This window comes from uncultured Butyricimonas sp. (assembly GCF_959596855.1).
GTDB classification, from domain to species: Bacteria; Bacteroidota; Bacteroidia; order Bacteroidales; family Marinifilaceae; genus Butyricimonas; species Butyricimonas muris.
Map to the genome: position 1 here is coordinate 59251 of NZ_CAUFYA010000011.1, position 16047 is coordinate 75297.

Sequence of the window (16047 nt, forward strand, 5' to 3'; positions counted from 1 at the left end):
AATTACCATTTTAAATCTAATGCCTTGAAAATAATTGCCTGACGGGTAAACACGCCGTTCAGAGCCTGTTGGAAATAGTATGCTTTCTTGTTGTCGTCCACATCCTCGTCAATCTCGTTCACACGGGGTAGCGGGTGGAGAATACGCATCGTGTCTTTCGTGCCTGCCAACATGGAATTCTTCAGTATATACACGTTTTTCACTTTCTCATATTCCAACGGGTCAGCGAAACGCTCGCGTTGCACCCGAGTCATGTAGAGAATATCCGCATCATTAATCACGTCATCCAATTCCGAATGCTCGTAATAAGGAATGTGCAATTTGTCGAGGAACAACTTGTAAGCTTGAGGCATTTCCAACTCTTTCGGTGAAATAAAGTGGAAAGTGGGGTTAAAGTGACTCATGGCTTGTAGCAAAGAGTGAACCGTACGCCCGTACTTCAAGTCACCCACCATGAATATATTCAAGTTTTCAAGCGTACCTTGTGTCTTGTAGATCGAGTACAAGTCCAACATCGTCTGCGTCGGGTGTTGGTTGGCCCCGTCACCGGCATTGATCACCGGCACGTTGGCAACTTCACTCGCGAAACGGGCAGCTCCCTCCAACGGGTGGCGCATCACGATCAGATCGCAGTAGTTATCCACCATCTTGGTCGTATCTTTCAAAGATTCTCCTTTCGTTGTACTGGAAGACGATGCATCGGAAAATCCCACGATGCGGCCTCCCATTCTACTGATGGCCGTTTCAAAACTTAATCGCGTACGGGTAGACGGTTCAAAAAACAATGATGCTACTACCTTCCCTTCCAACAAATTGCGATTCGGGTTTTTCTCAAATTCAGAAGCGATTTTCAATACTTCCAGAATGTCCTCTTTCGAGTAGTCGGTAATGGATACTAAGCTACGTTTATTCATATTGCTACATTTAAGTGTTTATGTTCTTTCTCATCCATATAAAAAAAAACCAACGTTGTCAACTAACGACAATGTTGGTTTTCTGTATCTTAAAACAGCAACGATCATGTTTTTGCCTGAACTGTAGGCATAATAACAATCTTTGCCGAATATTTTGATGTTCTATCTTCATATCGGAATACAAAATTAGATATAATTTCTATCCGAACAAAGTGATTTTCATTTTTATTTTTCAAAATATTTCACCCATCGAAAAGGGCAAAAGTATTTGCCCTTTCAGTCAAAGGTTTATAAAGTTTATAAAGTTCACAAAGTCTATGAACTCGTCCGAAGGACTCCCGTTACCTTATAAACTTTAAGAGCTGAAAGCTCAACTTTATGAACCCATCAAATATCTTGCAGCTATTTGATCCGCGATATCCTTTGCCACTTCCACTTTCGTCTTCAACTCGTAGACGTTCTTTTCTCCCTCCCGGTGCATGATTGTAACCTTATTGGTATCACCACCGAAACCGGCCCCTTTATCATTCAAGCTATTCAGCACGATCATATCCAAATTCTTCCGCTGCATTTTAGAACGCGCGTTACTCTCTTCGTCATTCGTCTCCAACGCGAATCCCACCAGCAATTGCGAATCCTTTTTCATCTGTCCCAACTCTGCCGCAATGTCTTGAGTCGGCATCAACTCCAGTAGCAAATCTTCCTTTTCCCGTTTTATCTTGCAATTTGCCTTCTCTTTCGGGGTAAAATCAGCTACCGCCGCGCTTAATATAGCCAAATCACAACCGGGAAATTCCTTCACGGCAACCTCACACATTTGTGAAGCGGACTCCACATCCACCCGACGGATAGCAGGGTGACTTGTCTTCTGATTCACGGGACCACAAACAAGCAATACCTCTGCCCCGCGTCCCGCTAACTCTTCCGCCAAAGCTATTCCCATCTTACCGGAAGAATAATTCCCGATAAAACGAACCGGATCAATTTTTTCATAAGTAGGTCCCGCCGTGATCAACACTTTCTTTCCCTTGAAATCTTCCTGCCGTTCAAAATGCCTTTTCAAAAATTCGACAATTTGTTCCGGCTCTTCCATTCTTCCCTTCCCGATCAATCCACTGGCAAGTTCTCCACTTTCCGGTTCAATAATAATATTCCCGAATGACCTTAATATCTCCAGATTTCGTTGCGTCGCCGGATGACGATACATATCCAAATCCATTGCCGGGGCAACCATCACCGTACATTTGGCGGAAAGATAAGTCGTCAGCAGCAGATTGTCGGCTATCCCGTTCGCCATTTTCCCGATCGTGTTAGCCGAGGCGGGCGCCACCAAATAAAGATCCGCCCACAATCCCAAATCAACGTGAGAGTTCCAATCCCCGTTTTCCGGATTATAAAAATCGACCATAATCGGACTTTTGGACAACGTGGCCATCGTCAAGGGGGTGATGAACTCTTTCGCCAACGGTGTCATGACCACTTTCACGGTAGCCCCTTCTTTCACGAGCAAACGAGTCAGCGTTGCAGCCTTGTAAGCCGCGATACTACCCGTAATTCCCAGTATAATATGTTTCCCTTTTAGCATAACGCGTTCAAAACTAAAAATACCTGAAAGCGGATCACTTTCAGGTATATTATTCTTTTAAAAATCGAACTATTCCTCTCCCGCACTATTTGCCTCAACCTTGTCCTTGGACGATGCACGGAAATAGATATCCCCGTCCTCGAACTCTTGAGTAGCAATTAATACCGGTTTAGGTAAACGCTCGTAATATTTGGAAATCTCTATCTGCTCCCGATTTTCAAATATCTCCTCCAAATTATCCGCGTAAGAGGCAAACTCTTGAAGTTTCCTGCTTAACTCCTCTTTCATTTCAACCGAAATCTGATTAGCTCTCTTACCGATTACCGCAACAGCCTCGTAAATATTATCAGCTTTACTAGCCAATACAGCCGGATTGCGAGTAATAGTATTATTCGGCGCTTTAACTTTCTTAAAATCTACCATGGTTAATTTGAATATTATTATTTTATCTGGTTAATCATCCTCTTCATTGATATCATACGTTTTCAAGAACTCGTTGATATCCTCGTACTTCTTAGCCATCTCTTTGGCATAGCGGCTTTCCGGGTATTCCTCTTCGAAATAATAGTACTCCTCTTTCGCCGCGTTGTAACGCTCGTATTTCTTGTCTTCGACACTATTTACAGCCATCTCGTACTTGGAATTGAACAACATGTACATGATTTCCTCACGGTATTTGGAACCGGGATAATCTCTCAAACAGTTTTCCAAGCTCACCACGGCAGCTTTATATCTTTCTCTCAAGTAATAATTCCGGGCACTTAGATAATCTTTATATGACAATTTATCCCGCATTTCATCCATATACGCGTTAATCTGTTCCTTACGGGTACTGTTGGGGTAACGGCTTAAATACAAATTGAAACTCTCGATAGCACTTTGAGTCACCGTTTGATCCAGACGGGCTTTCGGGGATGCCTTGTAATTACAATACCCGATCATGTAAAGACATTCTTCAGCATAAGAACTTTCCGGGTATTGTGACACGAAATTTTTGAACAACTCGGCAGCAACTTCATAATCTTTCTGGTTGAAACTACAGAACGCCCGGTAATAGGCCACACTTTGCCCCCTCGTGTTTCCTCGGAAAGCCAAGCGAACAGCGTCAAACAAGTTGGACGCTTTCGTGTAATCCCCGTTGTTATAGTACTCCACAGCTTTTTTATAAATCTGTTGATTGTCACCGCTCTTCAGAAGTTTCTGGTATTCACCACATGAACTCATCAAAAATATTACAAGCAGAAATCCTATAAAATTCTTCATCATAAAGTGCCTTTTTTGCATCAGGCAAAGATATATGAATAAAATCAAACTACAAAATAATTTCAGATTTATGATTGACGATTTCAGATTGGATAAAACAAACGAGCGAGGAGTAAGTCGAAGAACCATAAATCGTAAATCTAAAATCAATAAATTTTCGACTAAAAAACTTGTAACCTGTAACCTGCAACTAGTAACTTTCGCCACCGGCGAAAAAAGACTAAGTATTTAAGCGTATTTCGTTTCCCTGCCCCACAACTTTTCGGCAGAACCTATTCGGAATACATTTTTTTAGTTACCTTTGTTTCCATATTAGAAATACAAAATTAAGAATTTCAAAATATTATCAAAGTGGACATTTTTGAAAGAGTAAGAAAACAGAAGGGAAACATTGGTCAATATGCCAAACAAGCTCATGGCTATTTCTCTTTCCCGAAATTAGAGGGCGAAATAGGTCCTCGCATGAAATTCCGCGGTAAGGAAGTATTAAACTGGAGTTTGAACAATTATATCGGTCTTGCTAACGACCCGGAAGTTCGGAAAGCAGATGCTGAAGCCGCTGCTAAATACGGAATGGCATACCCGATGGGTGCCCGTATGATGAGCGGACAGACTTCTCGTCACGAGTATCTGGAATCACAGTTAGCCGAATTTGTCGGCAAACCGGATGCATTTTTGCTGAACTTCGGTTATCAAGGAATGGTGTCAATCATCGACGCCATGACCAGCCGTCACGATTGCATCGTGTATGACGCGGAAGACCACGCTTGTATCATGGACGGTCTTCGCTTATCTCCCGCGAAAAGATACGTGTACCAGCACAATGACATGGATAGCCTCCGCAAACAACTGGAAAGAGCAACCAAATGGGTTGAGAACACCGGTGGCGGTATCTTGGTTGTGACCGAAGGTCTATTCGGTATGGCCGGTGACCTCGGTAAATTGGACGAAATCGTCGCCATGAAGAAAGACTTTAACTTCCGTTTACTCGTGGATGATGCTCACGGTTTCGGAACCATGGGGCCCAATGGAGCCGGAACGGGCGACCATTTCGGGGTAATGGACGGAATCGATCTTTATTTCGCCACTTTCGCCAAAGCGATGGCAGGTATCGGAGCATTTATCGCTTGCGATGAAGACATCTGTATGTATTTAAGATACAATATGCGTTCTCAGACTTTCGCCAAGTCACTCCCGATGCCGATGGTTGAAGGTGCGATCAAGCGATTGGAATTATTGAGAACCCGTCCGGAGTTACGTGAAAAATTATGGACTATCGTTCGTGCCTTGCAAGCCGGCTTGAAAGCAGACGGACTGAACATCGGTGTTACCAATTCACCTGTAACCCCCGTTTACCTGTCCGGTAGCGTTGCCGAGGGTACCCAAGTGGCTATGGATTTACGTGAGAATTACAACTTGTTCTGCTCTATCGTGGTTTACCCCGTAATCCCGAAAGGACAATTGTTACTCCGCCTGATTCCGACCGCTATGCACACGCTGGAAGACGTGGACTACACGGTGAAAGCGTTCAAGAACGTGGCTCAAAAATTAGCTAACGGAGAATACAGCAAAGACGTGGTGGTTGATGCCAATGCGCTATAATACTTACCGAAAGCCGTAAAAATAAAACAAATTAACCCCGGAAGTCGTTATCGAACTTCCGGGGTTAATTTATATCCACTCACCTGCAAAATCATTCTTCTCTTTTCAGCACCACCTGCAAACCTTTGGCATTTTTCTTCTTGACCTTCACCTTCTGCGGCAAATACCCCTCCTTAACAAACCAAAGCTGCCTACGCCGTTTCAAGGGAAACTCAAACTCTCCCTTATGCTTGACATAACACACGTGGATTTCTTTTTTACACCGTTTACGATAGATTTCAACACCCAACAAAGGGATTCCGTTCTCATCCACCACACGCCCTTCTACCCGAAACGTTCCGTCTGCTTATAAAGGCGATGCCCCCATGGTAACAACCGCCCCTGTTAAAACATACTTTTTATGGACACGCAAATAATTATCTGATTCAATTTCATTCAATGCTATGACTTCAGTATTCAACACAACCCTCAAATCAGAAAACCCACACTTCGGCACCCAAACCTCTTTCGTTTCATATCCCACGTACGAAATGCATATCGGTAACCTGCCCGACACCCGTAACTTAAAACACCCATCTTTGTCACTACATGTACCCCTTGTTGTCCCCTTTTCCACGATACGCGCGCTCACCAACGGGTTCCCCACACTATCCGTCACCCGACCTTTGACAACAATCTCCTCCTCTCCCACACAAACCTCATCCCGCGATTGCGGATTCAAACAATACCGACAACGCAACGGGCAACCATGAAACGCCACCAACGTGGAAACCCCTTCCCCGTCCGTCTGCAAACGGTGGCGTTCAATCCCTATAACTTTTGGTGTCAATCCCCAATTATTCATCTGTTATCGTATCTTTATTTCTTCATTCACATAAGTACCCAAGCAATCAGCTTGATACCAGCACACGAAAACGATGTACTCTCCGCAATTTGTTTCTGAATCTCTTTCAAGATTCTACACGTCTGTTTCCCCCAACTCTCCATAAGTATCTTCGTTAGTCATGTAATCTTCACAAGATTAAAAAAATCTACTAAAAAAACAAGCAAACAAAAAAAGAAAATAAATCATCCATGCTTCTCGTCCAATTTTCCACGTAAACGGGAAGAAATCTTGATATGATAAAGATTCACCCGAACAACTCCATCACTATACAAATCGTATTCCAATGGACGTATCCGGTGTTAGTCGGGTGGTACTCGAGAGTATCTCTGGAGTTGTAGCCCGTTCTCTTCCTATTCTCACCCTCTTTTCTTCCCGTTCTCAACGAAAAACATACCTGATTCCATACCAGCTATAATTGCAAGATTCAATTTAAATCCTTAATTTTGTATTGATTGAAAAACAAATAAATAACAAGACGCCATGAAATACTTGAACCCCAAAGCAGACTTAACATTCAAACGGGTATTTGGAGAACATCCCGATTTGGTAATGAGTTTACTCAACGCCTTGCTTCCTCTCGCTCCCGGGGAAGAAATCACGGACATAGAGTATTTGCCGACTGAAATGGTGCCCGACAATCCATGGAAAAAAAACAGTATTGTTGACGTGAGGTGCAAAGACAAGTTGGGAAGGCAATTTATCGTCGAGATGCAAATGATATGGTCGCCGGAATTCAAGTACAGGGTATTATTCAACGCCTCGAAAGCCTACGTGCGACAAATCGGCAACGGGGAAAATTATCACTTGTTACAACCTGTTTATTCACTCAATCTCGTGAACGATATTTTCGAACCGGAGATGAAGGAATATTATCATCACTACAAACTCGTGCATGACAAGGATTCCAACAAAGTGATTAATGGCTTACAACTCGTGTTCGTGGAACTACCCAAATTTACACCGCACACCTATACCGAAAAGAAAATGCAGGCTCTCTGGCTACGATACCTCACGGAAATTGACGAACACACCGTTTTCGTACCTGAAGATTTATTATCCAACCCAGAGGTAAACAAAGCTGTCAAAGCTATCGAGGAAGCGGCATTTACTCCCGCGCAACTTCTTGGCTATGAAAAATTCTGGGATACCATTAGCACGGAAAAAACATTATTTTACAGCGCCGAGCAACAAGGATTAGCTCAAGGTATTAAAAAGGGTATCAAGGAAGGTATTAAAGAAGGTATTAAAGAAGGTGAACGAAAAGTAGCCCGCAATATGAAAGTACTCGGCATGTCCACGGAATCCATTGCCCAAGTGACCGGGTTGTCTTTGGAAGAAATCGAGGCTTTGTAATTTCAAACAAACTTGAAATATTTAAAAGTGCTTAAAATGAAGTGTCCCCTAAAAGTTGTACAAAGAACTTTTAGGGGACACTTCAATAAAATATGTTCTTATTTAAAATACACGTATTTTTCCCAAAGAGATCCCGTAATAAAAACTATTAATTCCACATCGCTGTTGTGACATCTTGAATTTCATATAGCGCACACGTTGAGGTGACGTGAACTTGAAAATCGTCGTTTCACCACTCGTGTTAGCCACCTCTTGTTCCGCCATGTCAAAAGGAGTGAACCATTCGTTTTCATATTCCGCTACCTCTATCGTAATTTCCTTGGCAAGATAATCAATATAGTGAGTCTTAGTGTTCGTACTTTGAGGATCAACCGAGAATTGCGAAATTTGCAATCCGTTCACCTCTTGCACCTCTTGCATATCAACAATCAATTCGTAAGTGAGTCCTGTGCTCCTAAAGAATGCTTTCACCCAGCCCTCTGTTGATTTATCATCGAACAAAGCCTCGATCCCTTCCACTCCATCCAACGGTGTAGACTCGTAAGTCCAATCCGCTGCATCCAAGAAAGAAAATTCTGGCAAAGAGGTATTACCCAAATAATTCACAAAATCAAACGTCCCGCGCGGAAAATAATGCTCGTTGTAACTGTCGATAGTTATTCCCAAAACCTCGTGAGCCAATCGAATGGCCAATTCACTCCGTTCCCGTTCCGTCACCGTACTAGACGATTTATACAAATCCAAATACTCATTCCCCAAATAACGGTTCTTACCCAACACGAGTTTCTTCAAGTTTGGGAAATTCAGAATATCCTCGAACGTTCCCACGTTGTAATCGTAATGCAACTCTTCCACTGAATTTATAAATTCATCTGTAAGCATGTTTACCCCATAATTCCTCTTACACAATTGCCGAAACTCCGTGGTAAACATTTTATTGTGCGACAACTCGTAGGGAGCAAATTCTATTAAATCGTCGCAACCAGTCAAACGACCAGAACGCTTCAACACGACCGGAGTATCAAAGTCAATTTTATCGGGTACCAACCAACACTTGTTCGCAGCAAGAAAATCTTTATCCAAAACTTTCGTTATCAATTCTCCTCCTGAATAATAATGTAAACTCGCCGATTCCACGCCACTCTGCCAATCGGTAAAGATAATCAGTAACCGATTGCCAACAAAGAAATACTTCTCCAGTAGATTAGTAAAAGTGAGAATGCTTTCATGTCCTGAGGTATAAGGACGCCCATGCTCTATTTCCGGTAATGACAAATTTCCATCTTTGTCCACCGAGTAAACAGATACCTCGTAAACCGCATTTTCCAAGTCAGAAATACTATACTCTGTTGTTCCTTTTTCCAATATCACTTCCTTGACCTCCTCGTCCAGCTTCCACTCTATTTTAATGTTCTCGATCACGGGATCCACGTGATTCTCCCACTTCACTATCAATCTATTCCAACCGGGAGTTACCGACACATTCTGACATTTTCCCAAATAGCGAACCACACCCGCATGATCCGCATAAGTATCTTCCAAACTTTCGCATCCCACCATAACGGACAATGCTAAAAGTAACCATGTATATATTCTTACTGTCATAATTTAATCCTCTTTTTCAGTATAAATCTCCAATTCATGCAATGTCACATATTTCTCCGGGTTACCTACAATTGTTTCAGACAATCCACGAGGTGCATAAAACACTTCATTGACCACGAGTTTCAGATAACGGTATTTTTTTCTTCCTTCACCGGGAACACTTCCCGGACACTTCAAACTCAAATAACAAGGTTCTGCCAAGTTCAAAACACTTGGAGATTGAATCTTATATTCTTGAAATGACCCGACATCATTTGCACGCTCACACCAACGTTTGGACGCATCCATTTGCCTGTCTTGTTCGAAAGAAGCAAGCTCCTCCCAAGAAGTATCGTCATCCATATTATCTGAACCGTAAAGAGTTAAACTACTAGGCAATTTTGTTGCATAATTCATTCGCCAAATATCACCATAAACATCATCAAAAGTTTTATCAGCGAACGTCCTTACAAACAACATGGCATATAAACGTAATTCCACTGGATTTTTAGATTCTTTCATATCAAGAATGAATAAAGGCTTACCTAGACAATTAGGACCGGCCAAATAAGTATAATAATTTTTATCTGTCGCAATCATACCTAATACCGCTTCACCTTTCTTATCACCATCAAACAAATATTGTTTGCCCAATTTAAATTCAGGAGCCTCATTCGATAAACCGACCGGATCAAGAAAATCAAAATCTACTGGTTCCAACTTTTCCATCAAATAAGGCTTTATCTTGGGCCATACTTTTTCTCTCACCATATAACCACGAAAATCTTCTGTACGGATTACGATATCATAGTCTTCCCGACTTTGTTGAAATTGAAATTTCAATGTATCACATTTCTTGGACAAAACAAAAGTACTCATTAAAAGCGTATCCGGTTGTTTTGTCATAGGATCCTCTCCCACGTAAAACACATGTCCTAATCCATTTGCCGATTCTGGAATATCGTAAACCACAGAGAAACCATTCCAATCGGCTTTTACATCCAAATAATCAAACAATGCATAAGGTCCGGAGTCTTTCGTATCAAACGTCACATTCACGGGTGCTGATTCTACACCATCATAATTACATAATGTCACTCGGGCCGGTACATTCTTTTCAGCTTTATTGAATCCCACCAAGATTAACGAATCGGAAGCATAACTACCAGATACTAATACCTCTTGTCCCATAACATCTTTATAACGCACGTGGACATAAAGGATATCAGCATTCGAAGGCAATTTATAATGCATGATAGCCCCACCCGCCATCGGGGTAAAGGAAATATCCTCCACGGGCATAGAAACATCAAAATAAACATCGTCATCTTGACAAGCACTCAAAGCCCAAACAAACAATAATAAAAATAATATCTGTTTCATAGTCTTCTTTTTAATAAATTACCAACCGGGATTTTGCACACATCCCGAAATAAGAATCTCCTCGCTCCGGATTGGGAATAGATAATCACGAGGAGCTATAAATTGTCGTTTCGCCCACACCACAACAGGACCGTCAAAGTTATTATAAAATTGTCTTGCCGTTGTACCCGTGATATTCCAACCGTAAAGTTTAGCATTCAACTCTTTTTCAGCGATCAACCAACGTCGTAAATTCCAAAAACGCCGTCCTTCAAAAGCAAATTCGATATCCCATTCCCGACGAATAATTTCTCGCATACCAATTTTTGTTGTTACCTTTTCCGGGTGACGCGCATATTGCCTCCAAGCCTCTTCCACTGGCAACACGTTAGCCCTAGTACGCACCTCATTTAACGGGGCGTACACATGTTCCTCATCCGGCTTATCCAGATATTCATTCCAAGCCTCGGCTCGCATCAAATAAAGATCTGCCATACGTATAAGCACGCAAGCCTCTTCTGTCGTGAAACCTCCATTTTTGTAACCGACATTACTGATAGACGAACGCGACCCTTTTTTCATCCAATATCCCGATAAATTCTGCGCCTCAGAACTTATGATTGTCGTGTACGGTGATCCCCAACGCTCACCTTGATAAGCTCGCACGATATCATTTTCAGCCGAAATTGATGTTCCACGTTGGAAATAACATCGGTCAGCAGCCACGTGGGCATAAAAACGCGGTTCACGACGAAGATGCAAATTCAACACCCCTTCATTCGAAGACACAACCTCATGATACTTCTTATCTGTCTCACTCCCTAATTGATAACGTCCCATATAATCCCAAGTCACATCTTCCTCGATGGGTAATCCGTTCTCCGTGTAATACATTTCCACCATCTTCATACTTGGGGAAACACTTCCAAGCAAATCGCTATTATGATCCGGCGCTCCACTCAAAAAAAGAGGTCTTGTCCATGCGGTCCAAGAATGCAACTGACGTCCCGGGTAAGAATATTGTACCATAAATATAGCCTCATCATTAAGAAAACCTTGAGCCATCGTCGACTCCTCGATAGTCGCCATAACATTTTTCAAATCAGTGGTTTCACCGCGTAACAAACGTCTACCCCCCGAATTACAAATAATAATTGCCGTATCGATTGCCAATGCAGCCCTTTTCCACTTCTCCGGGTCATAAGTAGAGTTAAATAATTGTTCTCCATCTTTATTTTTGAAATTAACGTAAGCAGGGTTACCATTAAACAAAGGAGAAGCAGCATAAAACAACGCCATCGCTTTCAACGTAGCAGCCGATTCCAAACTATGATAAGACCAACGACTAAAATCTTTCATACTTCTTGCTGGCAAATCTTTCATCGCTTCATCCAACAAACGTACAATCTCTCCCACGACCTCATCCACGGGACGGCGAGATTGCTGCATTTCTTCAATACCGGCATTAGCATCCACATTTTCATCTACAAGAATAATCGGACCGTAACGCCGGAATAATTCGAAATAATAATGCGCTTTCAACGCTTTAATCTCTGCCGACCATAATATTTTCTCGTGTTCTTCCATATTGTATACCCCCCATACTTTTTCCAAGAAAATGTTACAATAACGAATAGCACAATAAACCGCATCTTTCCTCCAAATATCTCCATACGGATTCTGCGCCATTTGCAAACCATCACCGATAAACAAACCGGTATAATTCCAACCATATCTTCGAATAAAATCTCCGGCAACCACCTCGTCAGTTCCCATATACGCGGGATTATTAATAACAGAAGAACTATAAGTATTCAAAAACGTGTGGCAATATTTAAACCACTTGGTAGCACTCTCTCTTTTTTCAAAATTAGTTTCAATTGTTTCTATATCATTTTCAGGAACAACATCCAAATAATTACAGGCAGAAAAAAGAGCCACTAATAATATGATATTTATATATTTCATCGCGATTGCGTATTAAAATTTAAAAACTAAAATTTAAACCTAACGCATAAGTCTTCTGAATCGGATAATTGAATCCGTCTTCTCCCAACTCTACATCCCATACTTTAAAATTCGAGAACAGGAAAGGATTATTTGCACGCACAAAGAATTTCATATTCTGCAACTTCCAACGTTTCATTAAATTTTGCGGCATGTTGTATGCCAACTCCAGCGACGTACAACGCAAGAAATGACACGAACGCATAAAATAAGTACTCTTGCGCGTTTCCACCGCCTTGGAATTGTACCAATCCTCCTCGGGATTATGAGCCACCAGATTGTACGTGGACAAACGTGGCCAGAAAGGTTTTTTCGCCATATTGTCATCCGACCAGTGATCTTTATAAATAGCCGTCAACATGGCATGGTCATCAACAAAAGGAGATAATTTACGCGGATCCATAAAAAAGGAACGTCTTCCCGCACCTTGGAATGCAAAATTAAACTCGAAATTTTTATAGTTAACGAACCCCTGGAACCCGTATATGATTCCCGGTGTTTCCGGAAAACCGATAAACGTGGCATCGTTCACATCAATATATCCATCCCCGTTAATATCCCGATAGCGAATATCACCAGGCATCACATCCCCGTTCTGTTTCGGAGAGTTCTTTATCTCAGCCTCATCTTGAAATAGTCCTTCCGCGATATACCCCATAGGTTGAGAAATCTCCTTACCTACTTTTCGTTGCCAATCTGGCTTTTCGGTTGCTTCCTCGATTGCCCTGTAAATCACTTTATTGTAAGTAAACGTACCATTCAAAATCACCCATAAGTCTTTGTTAAAAGCGTGCTGAATCTTACCAGAAAAATCGATTCCCCGAGAACGGCTCTTGCCGATATTTGCCAATTGCTCGTAAGCAATACCTGTATTGGCGGGAATGTTTGAACGGTAGCCAATAATGTTATGCCGGATCTCTTGATAAGCATCAATGTTCAATTCCACGAGCCCTTTAAAAAATTTCGTTTCCAACCCAAAGTTCAATTGTTCGGCTATTTCCCATTTAATATTATCATTACCGTAATTGATAACCTGTTGCGGCATTAGCTCAGCCCGTCCCCCACTTCCTGCTTGTGGATCAAAATACCCGGAAGAAGCACCAAACGACGGCGCATAAGCAAAACGAGGAGAAGATATAATCCCATCATTACCTACTTTACCGTAAGATACTCTAAATTTCAAAAAATCTATCACGGAAGAAACAGATGACATGAAAGGTTCACTAGAGGTCACCCAAGCCATCCCTACCGCAGGAAAGAACCCCATCCTATTGTGCTTGGCAAAACGCTCGGAACCGTTATAACCGAAACTACCTTCAATAAAATAACGATCTTTAAAACCATAAGTTCCACGCATAGAGAATGTCAAATTTCGTTGAGGCATTCCGTCCAATGCCATCTCAATCGGAGTATAGGTATGTTCCGTGGCTTGAAAAACCGCTGTTAAAGACGTCTGATGTTCATCCCAAGCCGCCGTATGCAATAGACGAGCCTCATACGTTACCCGCGTATCTGTTGTTGACTTAGTCGATTTATCGTCTAACGACAAAGTCCGGTTACCGGCTGAAATAGCATTCAATATATGTTTACCAGTTTCAAAATCATAATCTAACAAGGAATACCGAGCCGGATCTGTCGAATATCCGGTAGTATAATAACCGGACTGTGCAACCGACACGCTCGCACGGACCTCCAAACCTTTAATTAAAGTGGAAAGATTATGAATGTACTCAGCCCGATTGGTCGTCGAATAGCGAGTTCTTTCCAAGTATCCTTTCTGTAAAAGCATATAAGGGTTAATTTGATTCGATGATGTAGAACCAAAACGAAGATGTGGCCAATTATATGTATCGTCCCCCGGATAAAGAGGAGCAAAATCAACAGGAGAAGCATTAAATGCCAATTGGTAAGCCTGAGCAACATTCTGTAACGGTCCATGGTATTTGTCTATTGTCGTCGATGAATTCACAAGCAACTTGATACCTGCCTTCAAATCTATATTCAAATTAACACGGAACGAAGTTTGGTTATTCGTGATATTACAATCGAAATCATTTAACTTATCTGTTTTTAACATACCCATATCACGATTGTAATTCACGGAAGCATAATATTGGATCACTTTACCACCACCACGAATATTTACACCCAAATGGTGATTTGTATTATAATCCTTAAACATCATCTTATACCAATCATTAGCAGGATACACCCAAGAAGGATATTTACCCGAAATTGTACGATTTATCCGTTCCACGCTATATTTAGGAGTCGCTGACGGATCACGTGACAATAATGCCTGATTATACATTTTCATGTAATTAATGGGATCCACGACATCAAGTTCTTTCGTAGGCATCGAAAATATTGATTCATAACGCACACTCGCATACACGCTTCCCTCCTGTCCTTTCTTCGTGGTCACTAAAATCACACCATTCGCTCCACGGGCACCATACATAGCCGTGGCTGAGGCATCTTTCATCACGCTGAAAGACTCAATATCCTCCGGGGCAATGCGTGCCAAGTCCAACTTGGAAGATTCCACTCCGTCCAACAGGATCAACGGGTCTATATTCGCCCCGGTCTGAAATGACGTGATTCCACGGATATAAAATTTTGTATTCATCTCTTCCTCGGTCAAGGCAGCTGGAAGACCTCCCGTTTGCCAACCGATCATTCCGGCGATTTTACCGGCAAAACTTGAAGTCAAGTCACTGTTTGAGGATTTCAAATCCATCGGACGTACCGTCGTGATAGCCGATACCACGCTCTCTTTTTTCTGCGTACCGAACGCCACGACCACAGTCTCATCCAGTTCCTGACTCTCCTCTTTCATAGTAACACGAAGTGTATCCTTTGCCGTTCTCTCGAAAAAGTCCAACGTTTCCCTTTTAAAACCGATAAAAGAAAATTCCAACGTCCCTTTCAGCATGGGTAAATCCAAGGCAAACCACCCGTCTGCATTCGTGGACGTTCCCAAGGCCACTCCGGATACCTTCACCGTCACTCCCGGAATCGGTTGCTTTTTCGTGTCGTACACGAATCCTTTCAAACGAATAGATTTCTTTTCCGGTTCCACAGCCTTTGCTTGCGATGCTTTTATTAATACTACACCATCTTCTAACCGCCAAGTCAAACCCGTACCATACAACAACTGATTCATTACCTCATCTACCCCGGCATCTTTCACTTTCAAATCCCGTTTTCCACACTTTTCCAAATCCTCACCCCTGTACAGAAAACGATAATCAAACGTCTTGCGCAACTCTTGAATAATTTCCAGCATCGAACGCTGTTTCAAATCCAAAGTAACCCTAGTATTCTGGGAAAAACCATTGGCATTCGCGACAAACGTGGTCAACAACAACAAATAAATTCCAAATCTCATAATCTTACAAATTTTTAACACGCACCTTCCCCGAAGGTATGCATACATTCGCTTTTTTTTCATAGTTTTGTAATACTGAATTTATAATTATGGACTAAAT

Annotated in this window: 12 protein-coding genes; 2 read left to right on the forward strand and 10 right to left on the reverse strand. The window is 42.0% G+C overall.

Annotation, left to right across the window (positions count from 1 at the left end; all coding sequences use genetic code 11):
* Positions 1–2: 2 nt before the first annotated feature.
* From pyrB to Q5866_RS07020, 4 genes are all read right to left on the reverse strand, one after another.
* Complete coding sequence (pyrB, locus tag Q5866_RS07005) at positions 3–914, reverse strand: aspartate carbamoyltransferase (protein ID WP_099293903.1); 912 nt, start codon at positions 912–914, stop codon at positions 3–5.
* 376 nt (positions 915–1290) lie between these two features.
* The gene (gene coaBC / locus Q5866_RS07010) at positions 1291–2499 is read right to left on the reverse strand and encodes a bifunctional phosphopantothenoylcysteine decarboxylase/phosphopantothenate--cysteine ligase CoaBC (RefSeq protein WP_292265905.1); all 1209 of its coding nucleotides are present in this window, start codon (positions 2497–2499) and stop codon (positions 1291–1293) included.
* Positions 2500–2568: 69 nt separating this feature from the next.
* Positions 2569–2922: a DNA-directed RNA polymerase subunit omega gene (locus Q5866_RS07015; RefSeq protein ID WP_099293907.1), complete on the reverse strand. Its 354-nt coding sequence runs from the start codon at positions 2920–2922 to the stop codon at positions 2569–2571.
* A gap of 30 nt (positions 2923–2952) precedes the next feature.
* Positions 2953–3765 (reverse strand): outer membrane protein assembly factor BamD, encoded by an 813-nt coding sequence (locus Q5866_RS07020; RefSeq protein ID WP_099293909.1) that lies wholly within the window; start codon positions 3763–3765, stop codon positions 2953–2955.
* 348 nt (positions 3766–4113) lie between these two features.
* Here Q5866_RS07020 and Q5866_RS07025 point away from each other — a divergent pair, with 348 nt between their 5' ends.
* The gene (locus tag Q5866_RS07025) at positions 4114–5364 is read left to right on the forward strand and encodes an aminotransferase class I/II-fold pyridoxal phosphate-dependent enzyme (RefSeq protein WP_099293913.1); all 1251 of its coding nucleotides are present in this window, start codon (positions 4114–4116) and stop codon (positions 5362–5364) included.
* A gap of 91 nt (positions 5365–5455) precedes the next feature.
* Here Q5866_RS07025 and Q5866_RS07030 read toward each other — a convergent pair whose 3' ends face one another.
* Positions 5456–5677: a hypothetical protein gene (locus Q5866_RS07030; protein ID WP_227216679.1), complete on the reverse strand. Its 222-nt coding sequence runs from the start codon at positions 5675–5677 to the stop codon at positions 5456–5458.
* 33 nt (positions 5678–5710) lie between these two features.
* Positions 5711–6208 (reverse strand): carboxypeptidase-like regulatory domain-containing protein, encoded by a 498-nt coding sequence (locus Q5866_RS07035; RefSeq protein ID WP_292265898.1) that lies wholly within the window; start codon positions 6206–6208, stop codon positions 5711–5713.
* A 522-nt stretch (positions 6209–6730) separates the two neighbouring features.
* Here Q5866_RS07035 and Q5866_RS07040 point away from each other — a divergent pair.
* Positions 6731–7603 carry an Rpn family recombination-promoting nuclease/putative transposase gene (locus tag Q5866_RS07040; protein ID WP_292265895.1) on the forward strand — a complete coding sequence of 291 codons (873 nt, stop codon included), beginning with the start codon at positions 6731–6733 and terminating at the stop codon, positions 7601–7603.
* 102 nt (positions 7604–7705) lie between these two features.
* Here Q5866_RS07040 and Q5866_RS07045 read toward each other — a convergent pair whose 3' ends face one another.
* From Q5866_RS07045 to Q5866_RS07060, 4 genes are read right to left on the reverse strand one after another with little or no spacing between them, the layout of a single operon-like run.
* A complete protein-coding gene (locus tag Q5866_RS07045) occupies positions 7706–9208 on the reverse strand; it encodes a DUF4998 domain-containing protein (protein WP_292265892.1) in 1503 nt (500 codons plus the stop codon).
* A 3-nt stretch (positions 9209–9211) separates the two neighbouring features.
* Positions 9212–10570, reverse strand: a complete 1359-nt coding sequence (locus tag Q5866_RS07050) for a DUF4959 domain-containing protein (RefSeq protein ID WP_292265889.1) — start codon at positions 10568–10570, stop codon at positions 9212–9214.
* A gap of 18 nt (positions 10571–10588) precedes the next feature.
* The gene (locus tag Q5866_RS07055; RefSeq protein WP_227216684.1) at positions 10589–12517 is read right to left on the reverse strand and encodes a RagB/SusD family nutrient uptake outer membrane protein; all 1929 of its coding nucleotides are present in this window, start codon (positions 12515–12517) and stop codon (positions 10589–10591) included.
* 19 nt (positions 12518–12536) lie between these two features.
* Positions 12537–15947 (reverse strand): TonB-dependent receptor, encoded by a 3411-nt coding sequence (locus Q5866_RS07060; protein WP_292265885.1) that lies wholly within the window; start codon positions 15945–15947, stop codon positions 12537–12539.
* Positions 15948–16047: the final 100 nt, after the last annotated feature.